Here is a 26,507-nt window from a genome sequence, read left to right on the forward strand (position 1 = left end):
GCTTTCAAATAAATTATCTGTATCTTTTATACTTGTTTTCTCTGCTGTTGTTTCTATACTATCTACACTAGTTTTTACCTCATTTAATGCACTAACTATATTTGTTTTATCTGTTGTTTCAAGTAGTGTTGTATCTCCTATTTTATTGTTTAACTCTGTCTTAGTAGTTTCTATGTTGCTTGTTAACTCTGTTTTAGTTGTATCAATTTTAGTGTCTAACTCTTGTATGTCTTTTAAAGTCGCTAAAATAACGGTTGGGTCTACTTTTAAATTTACACTTGAAGTATTAGATACTACTAAAATAATTTTTATAACTAAATCTTTTACACTTCCCGAATCAGCAGTTGGTTTATATGTTTCAGGATATTTAGATACTGCAATTAATTGATTTAACGAGTCAAATATACCTACTTCCCTTATCATAAATCCACCAACGCTACCTGGTATTACAGTTTCTATTACTATCCAGTTTGGATTTTCTTCATCTACTTTTACATTGTTTACAGAACCTTCCCAAACTATTTTTTTAAGTGTTGTCTGTTCTTCTGTTGGATTATATTCTGCTCCTGCTCCATCACCAAGTTGTAATTTAACTAAATCTACTTTATTACCAAGTGCGGTAGCATTTGCAATAGATGCCTTACCTATCTTTGTTAAAAGGGTATAATATTTTTGTTCTGCCAATTATATCACCTCCTGTTTTGGGTATAAAGTTACTTTTTCCATACTCCTATCATTACCTGTAGCTATAGTTAATTCTCCAAAGCTTTCAAAGTTTGTTGGTGCATATGGGTATATTGTAACTGTTTCTCCTGTATTCATTGTAGAACCTGCAAACATGTCATTTTTATTGAATAAAATCATCTCAAATTTATGTTCAAGATGACATGGTTTTATCTCTTCTATTTTCTTATCTAACTCTAATATGGTATTATAACTACAATTATTTGTTATAAAACTAAGTGTAAAACTAAATAGATTGCTAAATACTTCTACATCAACATTGGTTTTTGTGTAAGCCTCTGAGATTGCCTTTATAACTTCTATTGTAGTTGTACCCTTACCTCTTAATTTAGCTTTTATATTACTTCTTCTAGTATCAAAATCCAACTTAGAATTTGTTTTTATTTTTAACAGATTTTCCCAATCATCAAGTCCCCAAGTTGCTGTATCTATAAAAAACTGATCTAATAAATCATTCTTTTCATCAAGTAATGTTAGAAGTTCATTTTCAAGCGCATCTTGAATTTGTATGTCAATTTCATTGTTTGCAAAATTTGGCAAGTAATCAATTAACTTCAATTTAACTCACCTCGATATTAAATGTAACATTTGAAACAGCAGGAACTTTTTCTTCATCAACTATTATGTTTTTAATATCTTCATTGATAAGTAGATTTTTTATATCATGCACTCCTTCTATACTTGCTAATAAACTCATTACTTTTATATAAACAATCTCTCTTGAATTTTCAATTAAATAAGAATTTATAATATCTAAAAACATAACCTTTATAGATTCAATATCATATCCACTTTCAAGTGCTAGAGTAGCACTAATGCTAACATCAAAAATGCTAGGGGTAACAATTGTAACGGTAGGTCCGATTGGTTTTTCTTCTTCTATATATTCAGTACATCTTTGTAAAATTTCATTATCCACAGATTGATTATTTTGACCATAAAGTAAAATCTTGATTGTACCTGGACCATTCCATCTAGGAATTACTTTAGCATTATAAACTCCTTCAACTTCTAAAGCCCAAGCCTCATAATGAGCTTTATTGCCACTTGTGGCTTGATTTTTCTGTATTCTATAGAACCTTTCTTTTAACTCTTCATCTGTTTCTATTTCTGTTCCACCCTTTAGGTCCAGTTCGTTATAAATTTTAGTTACTCCATTTATTTCTTCTATAAGTTTAAATTCTGTGTTAGATGATAAGTTATACTTAATACCAACCTCTAAAGCCTGTATAGGGCTTACATTTAACTTACTATCTTCATCTATTGTAATGTCTTTAATAACTACAAATAGTAAATCACTATGAGATACTATTGTTCCGTTTGGTATTTGAGTTCCGACTTTGCCTTCAAATGTTACCTCACCTATTGCCTCTGTGCCTAACTTTCTATATACGCCAAATTCATTGACTCTTCTATCGAGAAAATCGTCAAAATTATCTTGAATAAAAACTCTCTTATGTATATAAGAAAGTTCTATATATAACTGTGCGAGTTCTGAATTTATTGGAGAAACTATATTATAAAGAGAAGATCCCTGACCTTTGTAAAGAGGGAGGTCTATGTTATTTAATGTTCTATTATTTAAGGTGCTAAATGTTTGACTATTATACAAAAGCAATCTCCTCCTCTCCATAAATTGTTTTTACATTTAAACTTATAGATAAATTATCATCTTTAAATTCTGTATTTGTTACATTAACTTCTAATATATATGGATTAGTTAATAAGGCTTCTTGTATATACCTTTTTGCTTCGCTTTCGGAAAGACCTTTAGTATACTTTTGTCCAATTAAATTTTTTATATCTGTTCCATAATCCCACTCATATATTAAATGAACATACTTATCTGTCCTTATTGTTTTATAAATCCATACCTTGATTGCTTCATTTCTTTCAACTACTTTAAAGTCTCCATTTTCAATTATCTTTTCATCTTTTTCAAAATCCCAAGCAAATTCTTTAAAAATAGGTAATTCCTCATTGGATGGAGAAGTATAATCCTCTGGAACACCCATGAAAGGGAATATAGTATTATTCATCTAGACTCACCAATTTACTTACAACAGCAAATTTTTCACCTATTTTAAACATTATTACCATATCTCCAGTTTCAAGATTATTAGTAAAAGGGTTTTTTATATTATGTTTGTGTTCTTGATTTATTTCTGTTTCAAATGTTTCTATCTGGCTATTAAGTATCCAGCTATCTATTAAAAGATTTTCTTTTTCCAATAAAAGATTATTTATCTCTATTTTTAAATCTGGTAATTTATCTTTAACTTTACCAATAAAAAAAGAAGGTTCATTATGAAATTTACCTTCTTCTCTCATTATTTTAATAAATTCATTGATTGGATTTGCCATTATATCACCTCTTTTTATAAAACTCTTCGAGCTGTAGAAAAGTTTTTAGTGTAATAACTACTGCTTGTTTTGCTTATTTTAACTACATCACCTGTTTGTAGGGCATGTAGAAATTCTCCATTACCTATATATAAACCAACATGACTAACTGGATTATGGAAAAATACTAAGTCTCCTGCTTGCAAATTACTTTGCTCTACTTTTTTACCAACTTTAGATTGTTGACTAGATGTTCTTGGTAAATTAATATTAACTTTTTTAAAGCAATATACCATAAGTCCAGAACAGTCAAAGTTACTTGGTCCATTGCCACCCCATTTGTATGGTTTTCCTAGATGTTTTTTTGCCTCTGCTATTACTGCTTTTGCTCTTTCTGTCATGTTCCCAGCATAACCACCTATTACTATTTTTCCTTTTCTTCTTCCAAAAGCCATCATATCTTCCACATTTCCAAATAAAATGTCTATATGATATGTTCCATCCTTTTCTATAATTATTGCAGAGCCAACATCATTTACTTTGTATGTTCCATCTCGATTTGAAACTCCTGTAACTAACTGTATTTCATCACCATATTTTAATAATGGATATTTATCTAAGAAATCTTTTGTATAGTAGGACTGTTTGAAAGCACCAACCATAGGGGCGGCACATGTTTTTTTAGAAGGGTCTAATTTTTTCTTTCTACAATCTGTATCTCCACCTTCAGATTTTCTAGGACAATAAGCAGTAAATTCAGCAGGAAACTCTGTACCTCCAGTATAATCTGAACTGCTATCTTCTTTTTGTTCATCTTGACCAGCAGATTTTTCATCCATAATATTTTGAAAGTTAAGTTCAAGTTCAATCTGATAATCTCCATTTTGCCAAATATGTTTATCTGTATCTATATAAAAAAGTCCTATTAATTTTGTATATGAATCTTTTACTTTTACACCTCTACCAGTTATACAGCTTATATCACCATATCCTTTTAAAGAGCAAGTTCTTTCTATATCTTTAAACTCACTATCTATATCTACAGTGTCATTTTCTTGTTGTTGTATTACCTTTTGCATAATTACTCCAACATTTTTGAATATAGAATCATTTATTTTTTCATTAATCTTGTTACCATACTGATCAACAACCAGTACTTTATTTTTAACATTCTCCATGCTTTCTGAAAAGGTTGTATTAATAAGATTAAAACCTTCTTCAAAGGTTATGTTTAAAGTAACTACACCCTTTTCAATAACATTAAACTTATCAAGATTAGACTCTATCATATACTTTTTTTTAGTTGTTTTACTTGCTTCTGTATAAACACTCATTATAGTGTCATATCCATTTACACCAATAAACATCTTAGTGTATTTAACATTAGTCTTAGGTAAATTACCTAGTGGGAGTTTATTATCTGCAAAAACTTGTTTAGCAATATCTTCAACTAATTTATCTTTAAAATTATATGAAACCTCACTTTGTAAAAGTAAAAAACCCATATCTTTTGCAGTAAAATCAATACTGTTATTACTTGAATCAAGAGATCTGTCTATTATCATACCTCTAAATATCTCTTTATCATCTACATAGAAACAAATTGTACTTGCTACTGGAATATCTATTTGCCTAAAGTTAATATCAGATGCTGATTGAATTATAGAAAATTCAAGTGTTCTTGATGGTGATCTATAATCTCCAGACCAGGTACATTTGTCTACTAAATCAGTTATATTATATATATTTCCGTTTTTTATATGAACTTGTATTTTGATTTTATTAATTATAAATCACCATCCTTTTATGGAATTATTAAAATCCATCCATTTTGTATTATGTTTGGGCTTTTAATTGTATCCTTATTGGCTTCGTAAATTTTCTGCCAAAGGTCACCATTTCCATAATATTTCTTAGCTATCTTAAAAAGAGTATCTCCTTCAATGACCTTGTGAGTTTTTTGTTTAGTCTCAAATCCTTTTGTAATGGGTAGGTCAATACTAGAAGATAAATCGCCATCCTTAGCATTGACCTTAGATATTTTTATTCTTCTATATTCTTTTAAACTTAAGGTAAAATAAACATCTCTTGAACAATCTTGTTCTTTGTAATTAAAATCTGCTATGATACATTCAAAGTTTATATTAGTTTCTGTAATTATAAATCTCAATATAAATCCCTCTTTCATCCAACCTTGTATCAAATTTACACAATCATAAGGTTTTGGGAATCCATTATAATTACAGAAACTGTATTCTTGGTTAGGAAAAAATGATGCTATTTCTATACTCTTAAGTCCTAGCCCTCCAAATACTGCAACATCTCCTATGTTTAATATGTTAGATGTATTTATTGTTGCATTTCCATTTATTTCAAAAGAAGGTGGTAGAATAGGGAATCTAAATGCATTATCTGCTTGTCTTAACCATATTTCCATTAGATACCTCCTAAAGAACTCCTCCAGCATTTGCAAGAGATATTTTTTTGTTTAGTTTTTTTACAATTTTATCTATGTCTGCTTCTTCTCTTACAATTATTGTATCTGCTAACTTATCAAGAAATAAACTTCCATTTGAGCTATTTCTCTTATATTGATTGGCCTCTTGTTTAGTTAAAAGTTTTTCTCCTTCATGTGCTCTAATTAGATAATCATTTCTAGGAATTCTATTTATACCAAATGCTCCTCTTGTGTTAGTTCCAGCAGCATCTGCTCCTTTTCCAACTTGTAGACTAGGACCTTTTTTAAATATTTCTATAGTTCCTTTAATTGGATGTTTAAAGAAATCTTTAAGCTTATTCCAAGTTTCCTTTACTCCTTTAACTTTATCTTTAAAAAATGAATCAGCAAGATCTATTACAGGTTCCAGTATTCCGCTAACTAAATCGACTAAACCATTCCATATAGATTTAACTATACCTACTCCGCCATCAAATATTTGTTTAAGACCATCCATTGTCTGGTCAGCATTTCCTGTTATAAGTCCCATTACAACATTTATAATTCCAGATATAAAAGATATGATTCCGTTTATAATTCCAGAAACAGTTGTTATTATTGCTGTTAATGTATTTAAAAACCATATAAATGTTAAAATTATTCCACCAACAACACCAGCTATTGCTATTCCTATAGCTGGTAATAATTGTTGCCCTATTTGTGATAGGAAAGGCAAAAATCCTTGAAACCAAGCTTTAACAGGTGCAAGTGCTTGACCTAAGTTTTGAAATGCTAATTTTATGCCATCAGTAGACTTTTTCATATTGTCCATTGGTTGGCTTACCTGGTCTACTGTATCTCCAACTTGTTTAGCTGGAGTAAAAAAATCAGTAATCGCTTGTTTAACCTTATCAAAACATTCTTTTAAATTATCTAAGTGTGGCTTTAAAGGTTCAAATGCTTTTACTAGATTATCTATATTTGTCTTGATATTTCCTACTAATATATCCTTTAACTCATTAAATTTATCTTTTATTGAAGTTATTGATTCTTTGAATTTATTCTTAAAACTTACTCCAGAATCCTCTAGAACCTTTAGTGCAGGTTTAACATCATTTAATATCTTATTTTGCAGTTCTGTAAATTTAGTTTTTCCAGATTCAACTCCTTGACTTATAGAATCTGTCATAGGTTTAATAAAAGTTTTAAAATCACTAAATGAACCTTTTAAATTTTCCATTGTTTGTTTTAATCCACCTGTATTTGGTGTAGATTTTCCAGCCGCATCTGCTGCTTTACTTCCAGGTATATTCACATTTGTTTTAGTAGATATCTTTGCGGTTGCTTCAATTGGATTTTCTAAGAAGGTTCTTAAATCTCTCCATTTATCTGTAAGCCATTTCGCTTTATCCTTAAATAAACTATCTACAATATCAGCTACTGCTTCTATTGGAGCAGTTATAAAATCTATGAGACCTTTCCAAATTGATTTTATAATTTTAGCTCCTCCATCAAATATTTGCTTAACTCCATCCATCATTTTTTTACTATCACCTGTGACAATACCTATAATTAAATCAAAAATACCACTTAAAATAGATGCTAGACCATTTAATACATTAGTTATAGTATCTACAACAGCTCTAAATGCCGTTGCCAAAGTAGATAAAATTAAAACTAATTTTGCTATATGAAATCCTATTACGCCAATTAAGACAGGTCCTAACACCTTCATTATCACACTACCTAAATTTAATATAGATGCAAATAATGGCCCAAGTGAAGATAATAATTCTTTAAATTTTTCACCTAATTGTTTAAGTGCAGGCATACAAAAACTTACTATAGGTTTTGCAAATTCTACAAATGATTTTACTAATGAATTAACTTTATTTCTAAAGACTTCAGACTTAGCATAAGCAACAGTAAATGCTACTGACAATGCAATTATAGCTGTTATAGTCCATCCTATAGGACCCATTATAGCCAAAAATACTGCACTTAATGGCTTCATCCCGATTACAAAAGCCCTGAAAGCAACTTTTGCTTTTAGTATTATTGGAACAAAGAAACTAAATACTCCTATAGCCTTTGAAACAATTAAAGATACTGCTCCTATAGTTAATAAAAGTACACCAAATGCTCCAACTGAAAGCATTACATTGGTTATAACTCTTTTTATTGGTTCACTTAAGTTATTGAACCAAACCGTCATTTTAGTTAAATTATCAACAACAGATGCTATTGCTGGCTTTAGTTGATAGTAAATAGTAATTCCGGTTTCTTCGAGGGCTGATTTTAAGGTCGCAAGTCCACCTTTAGTATTGTCCTTCATTACATCAGACATTGTTTTTAATGCACCTTTTGAGTTATCTATCTTTTTCTTTAAGCTATCATACTCATTTCCAACTCCATCAAGTAACTTTTGTAACGTTTTTAATTGAGTTTTTCCACCTATAGCGGCCAAGTAATAATTTTTCTGTTTATCAGTCATATCTTTTGTTTTATTTGCAACTTCTTTAAGTACATTTGACATACCTTTAAATTTACCCTGATTATCAAATGCACTTACTCCAAGTTTTTTCATTGCTTTACCTGCTTGGCCTGCACCTGTTGTAAGGTTTATCATGATTGAGTTTAAAGCATGGCCTGCATCTGTACCTTTAACTCCTCTATTTGCAAGTATTCCCATAATGGCAGTTGCTTCAGATAATGGAACTTTTAAGTTACTAAATGTACCACCTGCAACATTAAATGCTTCCATTAACTGTTGTATGTTTGTATTTGATTTAGTAGATGCATTTGCAACTTTATCTAAGTACTCACTTAATCCAGCACCAGCTAGTACTTTTCCACTTTTACTGACCTTATCAACTTCTAAACACATAGAACTCATACTATCAGTTACTAAATCAGATGCTAAACCAAGGTCCATAGATGCTGCTTCTGATAAGTTAAGCACTGGCATTAAGGCATGCATTGATTTTTGAACATCCCATCCAGCAAGTCCCATATATTGAAGTGCATTAGCAGAGTCAGCAGCAGTTTTAGTTGTAGCTTTTCCAGCATCTCTAGCAGCCTTAGACATAGCTTCAAAGTCTCCTGGCTTTAAGGAATTTCCAAATGTGGCCTTAACTTGAGACATAGCACTTTCAAATTCTGTTCCAACTTTTGTTGCAGCAGCAAATGCCCCACCAACTCCAGCAGTTATAAGTCCTCCTGCTTTTAATGCACTTGTGCCAACGCTTTTTAAATTGTTCTGGACATTATTTAATGCTCTTGATGCTTGAGAGGATGAATCATGCAAAGCTCTAGTATTAGCTGCTACTCTTCTTAAAGTTGAACTTGCTTCATCTCTCATTTTTATTACTGCTTGTAAAACTTTTGTACTAGAACTCATAGATTAAAATGACCTCCTGGCACCAGATTTTATTTCTTCTCTTTTTTCATCCAACTCTTGATCTATAAAAACACTAACAATTTCTTTTTCACCTTTTAGCATACGATAAGAAACGGATGGCATTATACCTTTATACTTAAATAATAAGTACATTAAGTTAACTTCTCCATCCGTTTTAATTAGTTTTTTATTTCTTTATTTTTTTCCTTCTGTCTTTTTTTATCTCCCTCAGCATCTATGCCATTTACTTTATTAACTTCCTCATATAGATTATCAATTTCTCCAGCTAAGAGTAATTTTTTTATAAGATCCTTAGGGGTTGCCAAGCCCATATTTTCTACAACTTCCATATTTCTAAAAATAGGACATGCCTCAAGTATTGTGTTAACTTTAAGTTCATAGACATTAACATTTTCTAAATTACCACTATCTACGTCCAATGAATTCATTCTTATCTCATCAAAACGTTCTGGATCAATAGCATTACATTCAATCTCTAAGGTATCATCTAATTTTTTGCAATATAGTTCATATATACTAGATGGCAGTTTTAATTTACCTGCATCCATATTTAATAATTTTTCAACTGTGTTCATATAATAAAAATCCTCCTATTTTTCTGTAATTTTATCTAAGTATTTAAAGCCTTCAAAAGTAAATGGAACTTCTATTTCTCCTGGTTTTCCTGCTTCCCAGTCTGCTAAAGTTAAATCATCAAGCATGCAACCATAAAGTGCAACTCTTTCAGCTCCATAGGAATCTGGATCTTGTAACTTACTTATTACAGTAAATTTGAATGCTTTTCCTTCGTTTAGCATACTTTCAACATATTCTCCAAATAAAGAGCTCACTTTAAATAAGGTTATAGAGCCCTTTCCAGATGCTCCAATAAGTTTTTGTCCAACCATTAACTGCCCACAAACTTTAATTTCTTCTTTTTCTAATTCAACTTTTGCTTCTAACCCTTTTACAGATGTTAATTGTCTCCCATCTAGCCAACATTCTCCAAATGTACCAGATATTATTCTACTTGGGTCTATTTTAGCTTTCAAATTTTAACCTCCAAACTACATAGAGATGTCTAAATACACATCTTCCATAGCATCTATTAATTTAATTTTTGCTTTTAAAAATACAATTGTATCAGTGTTACATTCTTTTATTTGTTGTTCCTCCATATTAGATACATCAATATGATTTTCTTTTAACCATGCTCTCTGAGCATCTAAATTAATTTCTATTGTTGAACCTGGGTCAATTAAACCATCTTTTTCTAATTCTTGAAGATATAATTGTATTGCAACAATAAGTAAACACTTATTATCATAAGTGTTTGGTGTTTTTCCTATATAATTTTTTACAATTATTTTTTTAATATCGTTATGAATTTGATCTAGTGTATCAACCAACTTAATCTTTTTGAATATATCACCTTTTGAATCAGTAATTGTTGTAAAAGATGTAACTCCTCTAGCGATCACTATAGCTCCACTTTCTTTTATTAAAATTAGCTCTCCATTATTTATCCTTGTATTTGCTTCAGTTCTTGTTAACTTAGGTATATTAGTAACTTCTGGTATTTCTGCATATGTTACAGATTGAGTTGATGGAGTTCCTGCAATAAAACCTGCTATTCTTGGCAGAAATTCATTTGAAGTATATTTCTTACCATCAATTTCAATATCAGTTGTTGTAAAGTTTATTATACCTTCATAATCTGCTACATTATTTGCAGTTATAGCCTTAACCTTTATTTTATTATCTTCTCTCATCTTATTAATCCATGCTTTGATTTTAGGTAATTCTTGCTCTGTCTCCTCTGGCATACAAAGGTAATTAAATTCACAAGTTTCAAGAAAGTCTAGAGCATCATCTATTGATTCATCTACATCTAATGCGTAGACTAATATCTTATTTGGAGGATATATATTTCCTCTCATTGCCATCTTTATATAGTTTAAATTGTCAGCAGAATAGCCATTTGGAATATCTTCTATTTCCTGTATTTCAATCAATCCTGTATTCTTTGTATCTTTTAAAATAAGTGCTACAATACCACCAGAACGTTTAACAAAAGTTTTTCCAGCTTGAATAAAGGATATATTAATTTCTGGTAAACCCATTTAATCACTTCCTATCTTTAAATCTACACTTTCCATAGTTTCATATGTTTCTTTACTAAAGTAAATCTCTTCAAAATAAGATACAGTAATTAGGAAAGTTAATTTATAACCTACAGAATCTTTTACAATTGATGGAGATATATTTTCTATAGTTAAACTTCTATCTTTAACTCTAATGTTTCTGTTAAATATTTTTTCTAATCTACTTTGTATATCATATAAATTTAATTTATTTTTTCTAGCCTTTTGATAATATTCAACATCTATGAATATCTTTTTAGTATCTAAAACTTTATTTGCAATATTATTAGAAACAGGTAAAAGTTGCACAAAAAAACAAGCCTCCTCAAAGCCTTGTATATTATCCTCATTAATAAAAATATCTGTATCTCTAAACTCATTTTCTATTCTTTCATTAACTGCTATTATAATATCTCTGTTTGTAAGCAACTAATCACCTACCAATCAAATAAATTTGCTTTTGCGCTTGTCATATTTTCTTTTGTTTTTTCAATTCCCTTTTCAACCATGAATACACCAGGAACAACTCCACCATTTTTAGTTGCATGGCCATCATTTACGAGTGTGGCATATTCAACCTTATCTTCAACAATATAAGTATCATATTCAGGCTGATTTTCTTCCCATCCATTTTTTAACTTTTCAGTCTTTACAGGAGTTTCATCTCTTATATTTTCTGCTAGTTCTTGCCCAGTTTCTTTTGTAAACTTCTTGATTTTTCTATTGAAATTTGATGCATTTAACTTTAAATCTAAGGCTAATGCTTCAAAAACTCCTAAATTATCTATTCCCATTATATTCTCTCCGCTTCTGTAATAGGTATTTCCATATGGCTTGGATATATATTTGCCTTAGAAACCTTAAATATAGCTTCTTCTCCATGACTATAGGTTGCATTTATAGTGTCGCCTGTTTTTATATCCACTTCTGGTCTGCAAAATAACTTTCTATTTATGACTATAGCTCCAATATCACCATTTACAATAGCTTCTTCTTTTCTTGAAATTGCACATGGGATATCTTCAGCTATAATAATATTACTAAAATCATTAGAACATGTTTCTTGATTCCAACCTTTTGACTTTCTGATAATAGTCATTTTATCAAGATAGGTCATTTCTAATATATCTGCTTCTGTCACTTAATCACCCCTTAGTACATATTAACAAGACAAAATGGACTTAGAAATTTTTTATCAGCATCAGTTAAAAAAGATGATGAACTCATACTATTTTCAGCAGTTTGCAATGTTAAAGTATTATATTCTATTTTTGTATCACCTCTAGTTATAGCTTTTAAGTTTTTTTCTAGATTATCAAGTCCACTGTTTTTCTTAAGTTCCTCAAATCTTGAAGATAATATTGATATTACTTTTTCTTCCACAAACCCTTCTAGTGCTATACTTAATTCCTGTCTAGAACAATATTCTAAAACCATTTCACTTATTTTATTTATATAAAGGATTATTAATTTATCATATCTATCATTTTCTATTCCTAAAATTAACTTAATACTATCAAGCATTGTACTCATCTAGTAATTGGATTAATTCTTCTTTAGTTTTAGTTGAATATCCCTTTATATTTTTACCTTTAGCAATTTCCATAAGTTCTGGTTTAGATAGATTAAACAAATCATTAGAGATTGATTTAACTTTTTCGATTTTTTCCTCTTTTTTATCAATATTCTCTTTAGTCACTTCTTCTAAATATATTTTAAATCCCTTTGATACTAAATTATTACTTTCATATTCATTATTAGCAAGTCTAATAACGTTATCTTTTTTTAATACAAACATTTATTTCACCTCTACTCTTGAGTAGCCTTTGCTTGTTTTACACATGCTCTACAAAGTTTTATTGGTTCATCTAATAGCCATAAATCATGATACTTTCTATAATCTATTTTATAGGCATCAGCTGATTGATTTTGATCTGGAGTGAATATTCTTGGTTTATCTGTCTTAGATATTGCAATTGGAGCAGATGATGGAGTTATTAACCAGTTTATATCTAGTGCTTTTGGTCCTTCCTTAAAACCTCCTGCTGTCTGACCAGATGTTTTCCCATCCATGAATATATATTCTGTTTTCATTCTTTTTGATGGAACTTTTATTATAGGTACATTATCTATAGATTTTACAATTCTTTTTATGTCTCCATCTCCAAATTCAATATCATCAAGTTGAGTAGATTGTTCTAATATATTTGCAACTATACTAGACATACTGATAATAAGAGGAATATCTCCTACTAGATCTTGAATTGATGCAATCTGATCTTTAATTTCACTTAATACATTTGCAGTAGATGCTTCATAAGAGTATTTTACACGTTCATCAACCTTAGAAACTTCTGAAAATATCTTTGAGTATCTGTATGCATCTATTTCTGGTATAACATGTTGCTTTTGAAATAATCCCATTACAGAAGAGGCATTTACAACAAAGTTTGTTTCATTTACATCCATTGAATCAAGCATAAACTCTCTACTTCTATCCATTTCCATTCTTCTAGTTTCATACTCAAGTGTTATTGCTCCTGGAGCATATCCTTTAGATCTATCATAATCTCCTAAACCATCCATAGATACCTTAGGAATCTTTACTTCTCTACCTCCATCATATATAACTTGACCAGAGTTTCTTTCCATCCATCCAGTAGTTGAACCTACCACTATTTGTGAATCTAATTCTTGTTGAAAAAGCGTTACATATTGTAATACATTAGCCATTTATAAAATCCTCCTCTTTTTTAGAAACTATTTAAACCTTGTTTTATCTGCTTTCTAACCTCTGATAGTTCATTATCGCCTTCTTTTCCAGGTGGTGTATATGAACCATCTTTAATCCTTTCATCTACTCTAGATTGAATATATTTTTTCATTGAGTTTTCAAAGATATCTATATTTGCATTTGTTTTTTCATCATCATCAGATAGTAGATATTCAATTAAGTTTGTAGGTATTTTCTTTTCAACTAAAATATCCTTATATTTAGAAATCATTTCTGTATGTCTTTTTTCTTTTTCTAATCTATCCAATTTTTCATTTAGTTCCCTTATAGCCTTTTGTTCCTCTGTTTCATTTGTAGAAGTCCTTTTTAGAACTTCAGCGTTTATAAGTGTTTGCATATCTTTTTTCTTAAAGTTTTCAAGTGCTTCACTATGATATTTATTTTTTTCGCTATCCATAAAAGATTTAAAATTAGTATCATTTAAAATCAAAGCCTTAAAATCATCTAATGTAAGTTCTTTTTTATCTTTTAATTTAAATAAATCTACATTTTCCAATAATGAATCTATTTCTGATTCCTCTTCTATATTTTGCAGTAGTTCTATCATTTCTTTTTTCTTCATAATTTTCTCCTTTTTATAAATTTAAACATAACAAATACACATATCAAATCAATATGTGCTAAAGAATAGGTATATATTCACATCTACAATAACAATGCTGTGGTAATGAAGGTCTTGATTCATTTACATAAAAGGTTAGGCCATTATACATACTACAATCATTACATGTTCTAGAATCTAAATCAGCACAGTACATTACTTTTATAATACCTTGGGTTTTAAAGAAGTACTCATTCACTTCATTTTGGCATCTAGATACTTCAGATTCTACTAACCTTCTTGTTTGACTTGCTCCAATTGAATATTTATCTCTTATTATTTTCTCTATTTTATTTACAGAAGTTTTTCCATTTAGAAAACTCTTTATTTCTTTTTTTAATGACTCTTCTATACCTTTTTTATTCTTCCAAAGCCTGTCACTCCAATGTTTTCCATCAACCTTATTATTCACTATCTTATTTATAACTTTATTGTTCATATCTTCTATCTTCAGTATTACTCCCAATAAAATTATCAAATTTGAATATTTATTCTTAGATGAATCAGATAAAATAGTTTCTATATCCTTGACTTCTTCATCATAGTTGTTAGAATACTCATTTATAATTTTATTAAGTTTTGACCTTAGATTTTTCTTATCTTTATTATTAATATTTAAATATTCATTGATAATATCATGTATTAGCAATATCTTTGCTATTTCTAGTAGAAGTTTATCTCTGTTTTCTCTTTGATACTTATAAAATGGTTTTGTCCTATTTTCAGCAGATTTATATATATCTTCAGTCAATTTAGTTATAATCTTTTGATTCATCTAATAAAATCTCTCCCTCTGAAACTATTTCCTGTTCTTTTTTAGCCTTTTCCATTTCTGCATGAGGATTATCAATAAAACTTAGTTGAGATAATCCGGTTTCAGTAGATAATTTATCTCCAAGTTGACTTAATATATTTGCTACAACTAAATCATCACGTGGTATCTTAGGGGTAAATTTAGCCTTAATATCTTTATAATCATAGTCAAAACCATATTTTTTATTAAGCCAAATGTACAATAATTTGTACCTATTAAATAAAGTATCTGCAATACTATCATTATTTTGGCTACAAATCCATTCTGTACTGATTAATCTTGCTATAACTGCTAGACTTGATGTATTACTTTGCATTTTTTCATTGTGATTTATATGAGATGTAATTTCATACATATTTTCTTTTATTGAAGATAGTGTATTTTGAACAAATGTATCATTCATGTCTTTAATAAGCCACTCTATTTTTCCATCTCCATTAACTTGAAGTATTCCAAGTTCTTTCATCCTTGGCAAATCTTCTTCTTTAATATTACATCCAGAGAAGGTTAAATAAGCATTTCTAAAATCACTAATTTCATTACTTATATCACTTAAATTAGTTTCATAAGCATCTTGTAACCCTTTTATATCATTAAATATTGTATTTTTTCCTAGTTCTTCACTTCTTTTGCAAATTGATATTGGCACATTGCCATCAAATATATTATTTACTGTAGGCTTTTTTACTTCTTTAAAATTTGAATCAAAATGATATATGTATTCTTTATCATATACATCTATATAAATATCATCTTTAAAATCTTTTTTGAATTCTCTTAAAAAGTAAATAAGTTCTCCGTCTTCATTCTCATAATGGCATCCATCTGATGGTTTTATTATTCTTACTTTCATTTCATTGTTTTTTACATAGTAAAGTTCATAGCATAATCCAAATAGTAGTGTGTATCTTAATAATTCTGAATCATGCTTTTTACTCCAATGGCAAGTATAGTATTCTAAGTCATTTATAATCTTCTCATCACCTAATCTACTTGTATAGGTAATTTTGTTTGCTAATGAATAAGCAACTTCTTCATTAATAAACTTTTTTAAGAAATTAGTGTTTATCTTATTATTAGACCTCTTGGTAACCATTTTATAGTTACTAATAGCATCTGTTTCACCTTTATAATACTTATACATAGTGTTGTATTCTTGCTTTTTTAAACTCCAGTCATCATATATCTCTCTTAATAAATTTAAATCTATTTTCACTTAATGCATCACCTCCATACAATCAAAGACCTAAATTTCTTCTATCTAATAGTGTAATACTTTCATTTACTTTAATATTAAAAATCCTATTTATAAATTCTGCTGATATATCTGGTGCATCATCATGTAGAGAGTACTTTTGTCCTGTAAAATCAAGGATTTGCTGTATAAATTCCTTATCTTCTTCTGCAAAAATCATTTGACCTTTATTTAAAACAGGTATTAAAGTAGAGATTTTATCATCTTTATTTTTCTTTTGGTGCTCATTAATGATTTCTATATCTCTGTAGTAAAGAATATCATCATTTTTTATTTTAAGTTCTAATTGATTAGCATCTGCACCATTAAATGTATTTTTTTCTATATAAATTAGTTGATTGTCTTGAAAAATGCTTGATTTACAGGCATATTCGCAGGGTTGCAGATTGATTTTACTACTCATTTACTACTTTTAACGAATTGAGCCTTGATATGCAAAAAACACCTGCGGGCTGCCGGATAGACCGCTGCACCACCTTACGCGGCACGTCGAAAAGAAAAAATAAAATAAGCACCACCTATAAGGCGGCGTTTCTCACTCCTACACAGGAGAACAGGAACGCTGCTTTTTTTATGCCCTCATGTTACGCAGTAAGGGCAAACAAAGCCTTGATTTATGCGGCTCTTAGCGCGCGGAAATGAGAAGGACAAGGGTTGATGCCGTTTCCCTCAAAACCGCGTTTCTACTGCGTAACAAATCCAACGAAAAGGAGTGACGAAGCTATGGCAGTTTTCCGCGTGGAAAAGAACAAAGGTTATACGGTTATGAGCAACCACCATTTACGCAACAAGGAACTTTCCCTAAAGGCAAAGGGCTTGTTGTCGCAAATGCTCTCACTTCCCGAAGATTGGGACTACACCCTTGCAGGACTGTCCCTTATCAACCGGGAAAAAATTGACGCTATCCGGGAAGCGGTACGGGAACTGGAAAATGCCGGATATATACAGCGTTCAAGGGAACGTGATGAGAAAGGACGCTTACGCGGTACAACGTATGTTATCTATGAGCAGCCGCCTAAGTTGGATTTACCTACATTGGAAAAACCAACATTGGATAATCCAACATTGGAAAAACCTACGTTGGAAAATCCAACGCAATTAAATAAAGAACTATTAAAAACTAACTTACCAAAAAAAGAAAAATTAAATACAGATATATCAAGTACCCATTCCATTCCTTTCCGTTCCCTAAATCCCTCTCCCTTAGAAGACGCGGCACAGCCGCCGGAACGGAAGCGAAAGGAAACGGAACCGAGCGCATTTGATATTTATGAGGAAATTATCAAGGACAATATCGAGTATGACATACTCATGCAGGATAACCGCCTTGATAAAGACCTCATCAATGAGATTGTGACCCTCATACTTGAAACGGTCTGCACTAAACGAAAAACTATCCGTATCGCCGGGGACGATTATCCGGCAGGGCTTGTCAAGGCAAGGTTTATGAAACTTGACAGCAGCCACATTGAATTTGTCCTTGCCTGCATGAGCGAGAACACCACCAAAATCCGCAACATCAAACAATACCTGCGGGCGGTGCTTTTCAATGCCCCGTCCACTATGAACAGCTACTATACGTCCCTTGTAGCGCACGACATGGCAAGCGGCGCACTGTCACCGAAGAAGCCGCAGTTTGGCGACCCGGACTATTATTCTTGCAACGAGGGCGAAAGCCTGTAAACCAACCCAAAGGAGGATTTGATTATGACGCAGAAAACAGGAGCTTTGATTTTTGATGAAACCGCTGACCGCTACGACATTCGCTTTGACGTAAACGACTATTACGGGGGCTTGCATTGCGGCGACTGCATGGAGGTTTTTGTACGCGGCAAATGGAAGCCAACCCGCATGGAGTACGGGGACAACTGGTATCTTGTGGGTATTCGGGCGGCAGACCTTTCCGGGCTGCGGGTACGGATTTAACAGGGCGGCGTGAAAGCGGACGCTCTTTTTTCATGCCCGCCCCGCTTCCCGACGGCGGGCATACCACCATAGAAAGCGAAAGGAGGACACCCATTGCAGGAGGAAACCAACGAAAAGACCATAGCCCTTTACATCAAGACCGGGAAACTGACCGCGCAGCAGCTCCAAAAGGCTATGAAAGCCCTGCTTGCACAGATGAAAAAGCAGCATGACAAACAGAAAATCCCGCATGGAAAGCAGACACTAAAGCAGCTTATGAAGCAGAACGCGGGCGTTTCCAACATTGAAATCACAAAGGACAATATCAAAGCCTTTGAGAGTACGGCGAAAAAATACGGGATTGATTTTGCCCTAAAGAAAGACAGCACCGAAACCCCGCCCCGCTATCTTGTGTTTTTCAAGGGACGGGACGCAGACGCACTGACCGCAGCTTTCAAGGAGTTTTCCGCAAAGAAGCTGACACAGGAACAAAAGCCCTCTATCCGCAAGCTGATTGTTTCCCTCAAAGAAAAGGCGGCGGCTCTGAACGCACAGCGGGACAAAGTAAAAAACAAAGACAGGGGGATTGTAAGATGAACGCTATCAACTGGAAAAAGCTGTTACTTCCCAACATTCCCTATCTGCTCTTTGTGTATCTCTTTGATAAAGTCGGACAGGCGGTACGCCTTGCGCCGGGGGCTGACCTATCCGGCAAGGTGCTGTCGCTTGGGGAGGGCTTTTCTATGGCTTTTGCAACCCCACTTCCGAGCCTTGCCCCTATGGATTTACTGATAGGGATTTTCGGCGCGGTGCTTATCCGGCTGATTGTCTATGTAAAAGGCAAGAACGCGAAGAAATACCGCAAAGGTGTGGAATACGGCTCTGCCCGCTGGGGCAACGCCGAAGATATAAAGCCCTACACCGACCCGGTATTTCAGAATAACGTGCTGCTGACACAGACGGAACGGCTTACCATGAACAGCCGCCCGAAGCAGCCGAAGTATGCAAGGAATAAAAATATCCTTGTTATCGGGGGAAGCGGCAGCGGCAAGACGAGATTTTTTGTGAAGCCCAACTTAATGCAAATGCACTCAAGCTACGTTGTAACCGACCCGAAAGGTACGGTTTTAGTCGAGTGTGGGAAGCTCTTACAGCGCGGCGGGTATCGGATAAAGGTGCTGAACACGATAAACTTCAAAAAAAGTATGAAATACAATCCCTTTGCCTATATCCGCAGCGAAAAAGACATTTTGAAACTGGTAAATACCCTGATTGCCAACACCAAAGGGGACGGGGAAAAAGCCGGGGAGGATTTTTGGGTAAAATCGGAACGGCTCTTTTACTGCGCCCTTATCGGCTACATTTGGTACGAAGCCCCGGAGGAAGAAAAGAACTTCACGACGCTGCTTGAAATGATAAATGCCAGTGAAGCACGCGAGGACGACCCGGAATTTCAGTCCCCTGTTGACCTCATGTTTGAACGGTTGGAGGAAAAAGACCCGGAACACTTTGCCGTCCGGCAGTACAAGAAATTCCTGTTATCTGCGGGAAAGACACGAAGCTCTATCCTCATTTCCTGCGGTGCGCGGCTTGCCCCCTTTGACATTAAAGAGCTGCGCGACCTTATGGAAACCGACGAAATGGAGCTTGACACCATAGGCGACCGCAAGACCGCCCTGTTTGTTATCATCAGCGACACTGACGATACCTTTAACTTTGTGGTTTCAATCCTTTATACGCAGCTTTTCAATCTTCTTTGCGACAAGGCAGATGATGAATACGGCGGGCGGCTGCCCGTCCATGTGCGCTGTCTGTTAGACGAGTTTGCAAATATCGGGCAGATACCGAAGTTTGAAAAGCTCATAGCCACCATACGAAGCCGGGAAATTTCCGCTTCAATCATTTTGCAGAGCCAGTCGCAGCTAAAAGCGATATACAAAGACAATGCCGATACCATTGTCGGCAACTGCGACACCACTCTTTTCTTAGGTGGTAAGGAGAAAACCACCTTAAAAGAAATGTCGGAAATCTTGGGGAAAGAAACCATTGACAGCTTCAATACTTCCGAGAACCGGGGGCGGGAGGTATCGCATGGGCTGAACTATCAGAAGTTAGGCAAGCAGCTTATGACGGAAGATGAAATAGCGGTTATGGACGGCGGGAAATGTATTTTACAGCTTAGAGGAGTGCGCCCGTTCTTCTCTGATAAGTACGACATTACAAAGCACCCCAACTACAAATACCTGTCTGATTATGACAAGAAAAATACCTTTGATATGGAAAAGCATTTAAGGCGCAGACCCGCCCTTGTAAAGCCGGACGAACCCTTTGACTACTACGAAATCAGCGAAGCAGATTTGCAGGAGGAAACCGACCATGAATAGACGTATCCGAAAGAAAAAGGATAAGAAAATCACAGAAGCCATAAACGGACTTATCTCCATTGCCGAGTGGCAGGAAAGACAGCGGCAGGCTGCTATCCAGCAGTTTGTGAAACGGTGTGAAGCCCTGTATGAGCAGCAACGAAAGGAGGAATTGACGCAGTAACAAAATTTATGAGTGGATGCAGAATACGCGCCCCTACTGGAAAATCCATAACGCCCACACTTAAAAACTGAATACCGCCGCGCGGCAGAATTTTACGCAGCGTGGGGACTTACGACCGCGGCAGTTTGAAAACTGACCGCCGTTTTTTATGCCCTTTTTAGGGGGCAAGCCGCATTTGCGGCAGAAAGGAGCTTTATGGAATTTTTTAACTCTGCTATCGACGTATTACAGACCCTTGTTATCGCACTGGGCGCAGGCTTAGGCATTTGGGGCGTTATCAATCTCTTAGAGGGATATGGAAACGACAATCCGGGTGCAAAATCACAGGGCATTAAGCAGTTCATGGCTAATTAGTTGGAACAAAAAACGAAAGGAAGAGCACAATCCAGACGGTATCAGCGGCAGGCTACAAGAATAAATTGTGATTTCACAAGATTGGTGCTATAATAAGAGAAAAGTTCCTGCCGGGGCAGCCGCCCCGGTGGTATGGATAGAAAGGCAGGAAAACAATATGCACATCAGCTATAAACCACTCTGGCACACACTGTTAGAGCGTGATATGAGAAAAGAGGATTTAAGGCTTGCCGCTGGTATGACAACAAATATGATTGCCAACATGAGCAAAGAGGGAAAGCACATCAGCATGGATACATTAGCCCGTATCTGCGAAACGCTGAATTGTGAGATTACCGATGTGATTGAGTTAGTACCAGACGAGCCTGCTTCCACAGGAGGTAAGGAACATGAGCGAATTGAAACCAAGAATAACGGAAAACGGAATTGATTATATCCTTGTCGGAGATTATTACATCCCGGACTTGAAACTGCCGGAGGAACACCGCCCTATCGGAAAGTACGGACGGATGCACCGGGAATATTTAAGGGAAGTCCACCCAGCCAGATTGAATACATTGATACTGACCGGGGAATTGTGGACATATCTTGCAGACCTGAACGAACAGGCACAGGAACGGTTAGACACCATCATGGAGCAGATGAAAACTGCCGAGGGCGTAACCGAGGAATTGAAGCGTACCCACCAAATGGAATGGGTGCAGCGTTGCAATAACATTCATAACCGGGCAGAAGAAATTGTTTTGCATGAGATGATTTATTCATAACGGGAGCAATTAAATCGGAGGTATATAAGATGATTGAAATTGTATTTGGTGAAAGTGCCTGTGGAAGTTTGAAAATTGCCCAAACTTACGGCAAGGGAAAGTATAGAGGAAGTGCTGTTTCAATATTTATGAGGCATGAAGACGGGAGTGTTCCATCTTCAGATGAAATGAAAAAAGCACAGCTTCAAGCACAGGAACAAGAACGCATTGCTTGGGAGAATGCTATTCCATTGGGAGGCAAGAGCTGTGATGTTTATTGTTTTGATATGGCTCTTAGTGTGGGAGATATTTCTGATAATGGAATTGGCGAACAGCGGAAAAATGTTTTCAAGAAAATGCTGTCTGTCTGCTTTGTAGAGGATTTAGATTATCAGGTTGAAGAAAAAATACAGAAAATTAAAACTACATTGACCTCAGTGATTGAACGATATGTAGCTGGGGAAGAAATTCGCATTTGGTATAGCTATAATCCAGATGAGCTTTGTGGTATGTATTGGCTTATGAAACAACTTCAACCCTTAAACTGCCAGACAACAATTTATTTGGTTAAGTTACCTACATGGGAATATGGAAAAGAAAATACTATGACATCCAAAATAGCATGGGGCGAGGTCTCTCCTGGCGAATGGGGAAACTATATAACTCTACAAGAGAAAGCTAATCCTGTATTTCTTTCAGCTTGTGCTATGAAATGGAATCAACTTCAAAATGAAAATGCACCTTTGCGTGCAATGTTAAATGGTAAATTGCAAAGCGTTTCAGAAGATATATATGATAGTTTCATTCTTCGTGAAATTGCGGAACAGCCAGAGCAATTCAAAATGGCTATTGTCATAGGTAATGTTTTAGGAAAATATCAACTTGGAATTAGTGATGTATGGATTTCCAATCGCATTGATAAAATGCTTGAAGATGGTGTGTTGGAAATTATACAGGACGCACCAAAGGGAGAAACAAATTATCGCCGAATATTAAGAAAACGAATGAAGTAATAACCACAGCACAAACCGCTGCTACATGGAATCCAACAAACCATGCAACAGCGGTTTTCCTTTACCGTTTTTTCCTCTGGTTGATAGGCGTTCCCGTTTTCTTTGATTTTTGGAGAATCCGAATAAGCCAGCGAAATTCTTCATCTGACAGATTTTTATAGTTGATACCGAGCTGCTTGCAGTAAAGCACTGCCAGTTTTTCCAAACGGCTGCCCTTGAAATTTTCGACCGCTTCCAGATTTTCTTTCAGTTCATTGGCAACAGTGGTCTGGGGCGCACTCTCACTATCCTTTTTATGGGTTTCCCGAATATCCCGGATAATCAGGTTTAGGTCATCCAGAACCATGTGGCTGAAATATTCATCATCACTGATATGGGCGGCTTGCAGCACTTTCAAATGTGGGTCATCTTCGCCAGGGCGATACCGTTCTATGATTTCATGCCGGACAGTATCGACAAGGGTGTTGAGGTTTTGAATCTGCATGGTGGCAATCCCATCCACATAAATCTCAATGTCCGCAAGAAACTTGATAAAGTCCTTATGGGTGGCAAGTTCGCAGAGCAGACGGTTGTTGATCCGTCCGCTTTTCAGAAGTGCAACCATTTCATCGTTCAAATGCAGCTCCGTCAGTGGCGTGTTGATCTGCTCCCTGTTCTCTGTCCGGCACAGCAGATAATCGACGGAAACCCCATAGAAGTCTGCCAGCGTGATAAGGTTGCCATGATTGATTTCCTTAAAATCTTCTTTTTCATAACTGCCAAGGGCTGATTTAGAAATACCCGTTAGCTTTGATAGTTCTTCCAGATTTAAGCCTTTGTCCTTGCGGAGTTCCCAAAGGCGTTCCTGTATGCTTGTTGCTCCTTTCATGGGCACACGCTCCTTTCCAACGGTTTCATTGCTGCCGCTTATCTGGATTATATCACACTTTCCGTAATCGTGGAAATTTCTGATTTTTACCCTTAATTCCTACTTTGTGGACATACGGCACAGGGCACAAAAATGTTCTATGATACAGGTAGTTCATCGATGGATTATTCCAATCGAATGACCAGCCTGTGTGGGATATGCTTCCCCGGCGATGTAGCGCCATGAATTTTGGCAGGGATATGGAGGAACCCTGACCGAAACGAGCGTACCAAAGGGAGCGATACGCCGCTGTGAGATTCAGGGGAGGAACGACACCGGGGAGAACTGGCGAACTGACACCGAAATGATACCGAAACACGACAATCTGATAGGGGGATAGTCTACCCTATCGCTGATACTTCGGGAGATTTTAAGCGGCTCTATGGCTGTAATTTTGCCGAAAATCGCCCCGAGACCATACACTAAAACGGGAGGAAACACAATATGCCGAGAATGAGCAAAAAGAGGAAGCATGAGCTTTCCTTTTACCTCAATGACCGGGGGCGTGTCACTTACAACGAATTATGCCGGAAATGCCAGCATGGGTGCAAGCAGAGCTTCCGGGCGGTTGTGATTGACTGCCCCTGTTATTTATCCAAACGAGCAAAGAAAAAGGAGGAACACACCGAATGAATTTTGAATTTATGACGATAGACACACCATTACCGCCCTGTATGCCATTTCCCAGAGCGTTGACAGGATTTCCAGTCAGCAGCACCGCAAAGGTCATGTACTGCCGGATGCTGGACGCTATGCTATCCAAAGGGAAGGAGGACGAGAACGGAATCCTGTTTGTCTGCTTCCCCATCACAGCCATTGCCGCAGTCCTGTCCCGCAGCCCCATGACGGTCAAGCGTTCTCTGAATGAACTGGAAACCGCCGGACTTATCATGCGGGTGCGTCAGGGCATTGGAAAACCAAACAGGATTTATGTGCTGATACCGGGAAAGGAGGACGCTGCCCTTGCCTGATACCTCAAAACTGGAAAAGCTCAACCGGGAGTTGGAAAAAAGCGAAAAGAAACTGCGGAAAGCCATCAATGATGAAAAGGCATTGCAGCACCAGTTGAAGCAGCTTACCCGAAAGGAACGGACGCATCGGCTCTGTACTCGTGGCGGTATGCTGGAAAGTTTTCTGCAAGAGCCGGAACGCCTGACAGATGATGATGTCATGCTGCTGTTGAAACTCATTTTTCACAGGCAGGACACGCAGGAACTATTGAAAAAACTGCTGGAACGGGAGAAGCTGGAAACCCCTTAGTTTACTAAGGGCGCAATTATACACCACCCAAAGGTTGGTGCATTGCGTTCTCCGAAGGCTCCTCGCCGGAGGGCTGTGATTTTCCGCAGCCACGGACTGCTCCAAATCAAACAGGGGACGCTACACTTCCCCTGCGCTGGCTTTCGCCAGCTACCCTTTTGTGGACTTGCCATCTGGGGACACCTTGCGTTGCAAGCTGTTCCCAGCCGACAAGTTTTACAGAATCAGTTTTCTGTCTTTTGAGAAGAAATGAAAAATGTTATACTAAAAAATGAAAATGCCTATTGACTCTCACGGAACGTCATAGATTAAAGTTACCTTATCAGGAACAGGAGGTCAGCAGCTATGAGGACAGTAAAAGAAATATCAGATTTAACAGGTATCAGCGTTCGCACGCTTCACTATTATGATGAAATCGGGTTGTTAAAGCCAACAGAAAAAAGTGATGCGGGATACCGGCTTTATGACGATAAGGCACTGGAAACATTACAACAGATTTTATTTTTCCGTGAGTTTGATATCTCCTTGAAAGAAATCAAAGCTGTTTTGGACAATCCGGCTCTTGAAAGAAATCAGATTCTACAAGTACAGCGAAAAATGTTGGTAACAAAGAAAGAACGAATGGAACGTCTGATTGCCAGCATTGATGACATTCTGAAAGGAGAGAACAAAATGGATTTTACAATTTTTACCAAAACAGAAGTAGAAGAAATGTTCCAAACCATGCTTGAGCATATGCCGGAGAATATGAGAAACATTGCAATTAAAGAATTTGGTAGCATTGAACAATGGAAAAAGCATTATATGGAAGTCGTATCTTCGGAAGAAATGCAGAAAGGCTATGCAAAGGTAGTTGAATGGTATGGTGGAAAGGACAAGTTTCTGTCTGTTGCCCGAACTCCCGTCAGCAAAGAAGTTGCAGAAAGCTATAACAAACGGATAGAAGCGATTTTGCAAAAACTGATTGCAAAACAGAATTGTGACATAGATTCTTTTGAAGTAAAAGAGCTTGTTGGAGAATATGGCTTTGTTATGAAACAGCTTGCCCAGATAAAAGAAGAAAAAGGCTTTATGATGGCACAGACGCAGTATTACCGCAATGAACAAATCAAACCAATGATAGACGAAAAATACGGTGAAGGGGCTTCTGATTTCTTTGCACAGGCAATAGAAAACTATTATAAAGTTAAGTAATCTTGAATTTTAACTAAATACCCGCCGCCCCCAGCGGCACACCAAGCAG

At 35.1% G+C, this 26,507-nt stretch carries 35 protein-coding genes and 1 pseudogene; 13 read left to right on the plus strand and 23 right to left on the minus strand.

Going from position 1 to position 26,507, the window contains the following annotated elements:
* The 22 genes from Q3223_RS16915 to Q3223_RS17020 form a co-directional block, all read right to left on the minus strand.
* Positions 1-684, minus strand: a 684-nt coding sequence (locus tag Q3223_RS16915; RefSeq protein WP_407812237.1) for a phage tail protein, incomplete at its 3' end; no start/stop codon positions are given.
* Positions 685-1,302: a putative phage tail protein gene (locus Q3223_RS16920; RefSeq protein ID WP_407812238.1), complete on the minus strand. Its 618-nt coding sequence runs from the start codon at positions 1,300-1,302 to the stop codon at positions 685-687.
* A gap of 1 nt (position 1,303) precedes the next feature.
* On the minus strand, positions 1,304-2,356 hold the full coding sequence (locus tag Q3223_RS16925) for a baseplate J/gp47 family protein (RefSeq protein WP_284182707.1): 1,053 nt from the start codon (positions 2,354-2,356) through the stop codon (positions 1,304-1,306).
* The gene (locus tag Q3223_RS16930) at positions 2,349-2,783 is read right to left on the minus strand and encodes a DUF2634 domain-containing protein (RefSeq protein ID WP_407812239.1); all 435 of its coding nucleotides are present in this window, start codon (positions 2,781-2,783) and stop codon (positions 2,349-2,351) included. The genes Q3223_RS16925 and Q3223_RS16930 overlap by 8 nt, the downstream gene beginning before the upstream one ends.
* Positions 2,776-3,108 (minus strand): DUF2577 family protein, encoded by a 333-nt coding sequence (locus tag Q3223_RS16935; protein WP_284182709.1) that lies wholly within the window; start codon positions 3,106-3,108, stop codon positions 2,776-2,778. Before Q3223_RS16935 ends, Q3223_RS16930 begins: the two co-directional genes overlap by 8 nt.
* 14 nt (positions 3,109-3,122) lie before the next feature.
* Positions 3,123-4,652 (minus strand): NlpC/P60 family protein, encoded by a 1,530-nt coding sequence (locus Q3223_RS16940; protein WP_407812240.1) that lies wholly within the window; start codon positions 4,650-4,652, stop codon positions 3,123-3,125.
* A gap of 239 nt (positions 4,653-4,891) precedes the next feature.
* The gene (locus Q3223_RS16945; RefSeq protein ID WP_284182711.1) at positions 4,892-5,524 is read right to left on the minus strand and encodes a LysM peptidoglycan-binding domain-containing protein; all 633 of its coding nucleotides are present in this window, start codon (positions 5,522-5,524) and stop codon (positions 4,892-4,894) included.
* Between the two features lie 10 nt (positions 5,525-5,534).
* Entirely contained in the window at positions 5,535-8,924 is a 3,390-nt protein-coding gene (locus Q3223_RS16950) for a phage tail tape measure protein (protein ID WP_407812241.1), read from the minus strand.
* 3 nt (positions 8,925-8,927) lie between these two features.
* Positions 8,928-9,077 (minus strand): hypothetical protein, encoded by a 150-nt coding sequence (locus Q3223_RS16955; protein WP_284182714.1) that lies wholly within the window; start codon positions 9,075-9,077, stop codon positions 8,928-8,930.
* A gap of 26 nt (positions 9,078-9,103) precedes the next feature.
* Positions 9,104-9,520 carry a phage tail assembly chaperone gene (locus tag Q3223_RS16960; protein ID WP_021382789.1) on the minus strand — a complete coding sequence of 139 codons (417 nt, stop codon included), beginning with the start codon at positions 9,518-9,520 and terminating at the stop codon, positions 9,104-9,106.
* Positions 9,521-9,535: 15 nt separating this feature from the next.
* Entirely contained in the window at positions 9,536-9,976 is a 441-nt protein-coding gene (locus Q3223_RS16965) for a phage tail tube protein (RefSeq protein WP_021382790.1), read from the minus strand.
* A 15-nt stretch (positions 9,977-9,991) separates the two neighbouring features.
* Positions 9,992-11,047 (minus strand): phage tail sheath subtilisin-like domain-containing protein, encoded by a 1,056-nt coding sequence (locus tag Q3223_RS16970; protein WP_284182715.1) that lies wholly within the window; start codon positions 11,045-11,047, stop codon positions 9,992-9,994.
* Positions 11,048-11,497 (minus strand): DUF6838 family protein, encoded by a 450-nt coding sequence (locus tag Q3223_RS16975; RefSeq protein ID WP_284182716.1) that lies wholly within the window; start codon positions 11,495-11,497, stop codon positions 11,048-11,050.
* A gap of 8 nt (positions 11,498-11,505) precedes the next feature.
* Positions 11,506-11,862 (minus strand): HK97 gp10 family phage protein, encoded by a 357-nt coding sequence (locus Q3223_RS16980; protein WP_223195824.1) that lies wholly within the window; start codon positions 11,860-11,862, stop codon positions 11,506-11,508.
* The gene (locus Q3223_RS16985) at positions 11,862-12,209 is read right to left on the minus strand and encodes a hypothetical protein (protein ID WP_021382798.1); all 348 of its coding nucleotides are present in this window, start codon (positions 12,207-12,209) and stop codon (positions 11,862-11,864) included. Before Q3223_RS16985 ends, Q3223_RS16980 begins: the two co-directional genes overlap by 1 nt.
* Before the next feature lie 11 nt (positions 12,210-12,220).
* Positions 12,221-12,592 (minus strand): phage head-tail connector protein, encoded by a 372-nt coding sequence (locus Q3223_RS16990; protein WP_407812242.1) that lies wholly within the window; start codon positions 12,590-12,592, stop codon positions 12,221-12,223.
* The gene (locus tag Q3223_RS16995; RefSeq protein ID WP_169470313.1) at positions 12,585-12,866 is read right to left on the minus strand and encodes a Rho termination factor N-terminal domain-containing protein; all 282 of its coding nucleotides are present in this window, start codon (positions 12,864-12,866) and stop codon (positions 12,585-12,587) included. The genes Q3223_RS16990 and Q3223_RS16995 overlap by 8 nt, the downstream gene beginning before the upstream one ends.
* 11 nt (positions 12,867-12,877) lie before the next feature.
* Positions 12,878-13,801, minus strand: coding sequence for a hypothetical protein (locus Q3223_RS17000; protein ID WP_407812243.1), 924 nt, complete (start codon positions 13,799-13,801; stop codon positions 12,878-12,880).
* Positions 13,802-13,821: 20 nt separating this feature from the next.
* Positions 13,822-14,424: a DUF4355 domain-containing protein gene (locus Q3223_RS17005; RefSeq protein WP_021382802.1), complete on the minus strand. Its 603-nt coding sequence runs from the start codon at positions 14,422-14,424 to the stop codon at positions 13,822-13,824.
* 58 nt (positions 14,425-14,482) lie between these two features.
* The gene (locus tag Q3223_RS17010) at positions 14,483-15,238 is read right to left on the minus strand and encodes a minor capsid protein (protein WP_407812244.1); all 756 of its coding nucleotides are present in this window, start codon (positions 15,236-15,238) and stop codon (positions 14,483-14,485) included.
* On the minus strand, positions 15,216-16,493 hold the full coding sequence (locus Q3223_RS17015; RefSeq protein WP_407812245.1) for a phage portal protein: 1,278 nt from the start codon (positions 16,491-16,493) through the stop codon (positions 15,216-15,218). Before Q3223_RS17015 ends, Q3223_RS17010 begins: the two co-directional genes overlap by 23 nt.
* Before the next feature lie 22 nt (positions 16,494-16,515).
* Positions 16,516-16,935: a hypothetical protein gene (locus Q3223_RS17020; RefSeq protein WP_407812246.1), complete on the minus strand. Its 420-nt coding sequence runs from the start codon at positions 16,933-16,935 to the stop codon at positions 16,516-16,518.
* A gap of 320 nt (positions 16,936-17,255) precedes the next feature.
* Here Q3223_RS17020 and Q3223_RS17025 point away from each other — a divergent pair, with 320 nt between their 5' ends.
* From Q3223_RS17025 to Q3223_RS17065, 9 genes and pseudogenes are all read left to right on the plus strand, one after another.
* Positions 17,256-18,215: a DUF6017 domain-containing protein gene (locus Q3223_RS17025; RefSeq protein ID WP_302115441.1), complete on the plus strand. Its 960-nt coding sequence runs from the start codon at positions 17,256-17,258 to the stop codon at positions 18,213-18,215.
* 24 nt (positions 18,216-18,239) lie between these two features.
* Positions 18,240-18,458: a DUF5348 domain-containing protein gene (locus Q3223_RS17030; protein ID WP_004611927.1), complete on the plus strand. Its 219-nt coding sequence runs from the start codon at positions 18,240-18,242 to the stop codon at positions 18,456-18,458.
* Between the two features lie 93 nt (positions 18,459-18,551).
* Positions 18,552-19,034, plus strand: coding sequence for a PcfB family protein (locus Q3223_RS17035; RefSeq protein ID WP_044477106.1), 483 nt, complete (start codon positions 18,552-18,554; stop codon positions 19,032-19,034).
* A complete protein-coding gene (locus Q3223_RS17040; RefSeq protein ID WP_302115445.1) occupies positions 19,031-20,821 on the plus strand; it encodes a VirD4-like conjugal transfer protein, CD1115 family in 1,791 nt (596 codons plus the stop codon). The genes Q3223_RS17035 and Q3223_RS17040 overlap by 4 nt, the downstream gene beginning before the upstream one ends.
* Positions 20,814-20,984 carry a hypothetical protein gene (locus Q3223_RS17045; RefSeq protein WP_005932507.1) on the plus strand — a complete coding sequence of 57 codons (171 nt, stop codon included), beginning with the start codon at positions 20,814-20,816 and terminating at the stop codon, positions 20,982-20,984. The genes Q3223_RS17040 and Q3223_RS17045 overlap by 8 nt, the downstream gene beginning before the upstream one ends.
* Positions 20,985-21,179: 195 nt before the next feature.
* Positions 21,180-21,332: pseudogene (locus Q3223_RS17050) on the plus strand (Maff2 family mobile element protein); the annotation flags it as partial.
* A 163-nt stretch (positions 21,333-21,495) separates the two neighbouring features.
* On the plus strand, positions 21,496-21,768 hold the full coding sequence (locus tag Q3223_RS17055) for a helix-turn-helix transcriptional regulator (RefSeq protein ID WP_002593556.1): 273 nt from the start codon (positions 21,496-21,498) through the stop codon (positions 21,766-21,768).
* Positions 21,728-22,105, plus strand: coding sequence for a TnpV protein (locus Q3223_RS17060; RefSeq protein WP_005927690.1), 378 nt, complete (start codon positions 21,728-21,730; stop codon positions 22,103-22,105). The genes Q3223_RS17055 and Q3223_RS17060 overlap by 41 nt, the downstream gene beginning before the upstream one ends.
* A 29-nt stretch (positions 22,106-22,134) precedes the next feature.
* Positions 22,135-23,097 carry a DUF3658 domain-containing protein gene (locus Q3223_RS17065; protein WP_005927687.1) on the plus strand — a complete coding sequence of 321 codons (963 nt, stop codon included), beginning with the start codon at positions 22,135-22,137 and terminating at the stop codon, positions 23,095-23,097.
* Between the two features lie 61 nt (positions 23,098-23,158).
* Here the strand turns inward: Q3223_RS17065 and Q3223_RS17070 are convergent, their stop codons facing one another.
* Positions 23,159-23,965 (minus strand): helix-turn-helix domain-containing protein, encoded by an 807-nt coding sequence (locus tag Q3223_RS17070; RefSeq protein WP_005924756.1) that lies wholly within the window; start codon positions 23,963-23,965, stop codon positions 23,159-23,161.
* 483 nt (positions 23,966-24,448) lie between these two features.
* On the opposite strand from Q3223_RS17070, the gene Q3223_RS17075 reads away from it, so the two are divergent.
* The 4 genes from Q3223_RS17075 (at position 24,449) to Q3223_RS17090 (ending at position 26,458) form a co-directional block, all read left to right on the plus strand.
* On the plus strand, positions 24,449-24,637 hold the full coding sequence (locus Q3223_RS17075; protein WP_117536679.1) for a hypothetical protein: 189 nt from the start codon (positions 24,449-24,451) through the stop codon (positions 24,635-24,637).
* Positions 24,634-24,975 (plus strand): DeoR family transcriptional regulator, encoded by a 342-nt coding sequence (locus Q3223_RS17080; protein WP_173815595.1) that lies wholly within the window; start codon positions 24,634-24,636, stop codon positions 24,973-24,975. The genes Q3223_RS17075 and Q3223_RS17080 overlap by 4 nt, the downstream gene beginning before the upstream one ends.
* Positions 24,968-25,264: a DUF3847 domain-containing protein gene (locus tag Q3223_RS17085; RefSeq protein WP_117628259.1), complete on the plus strand. Its 297-nt coding sequence runs from the start codon at positions 24,968-24,970 to the stop codon at positions 25,262-25,264. The genes Q3223_RS17080 and Q3223_RS17085 overlap by 8 nt, the downstream gene beginning before the upstream one ends.
* A gap of 345 nt (positions 25,265-25,609) precedes the next feature.
* On the plus strand, positions 25,610-26,458 hold the full coding sequence (locus Q3223_RS17090; protein WP_025544158.1) for a MerR family transcriptional regulator: 849 nt from the start codon (positions 25,610-25,612) through the stop codon (positions 26,456-26,458).
* The last annotated feature ends 49 nt before the right edge of the window (positions 26,459-26,507 follow it).

It is taken from the genome of Clostridioides sp. GD02367 (genome assembly GCF_045900275.1).
GTDB classification, from domain to species: Bacteria; Bacillota; Clostridia; order Peptostreptococcales; family Peptostreptococcaceae; genus Clostridioides; species Clostridioides difficile_A.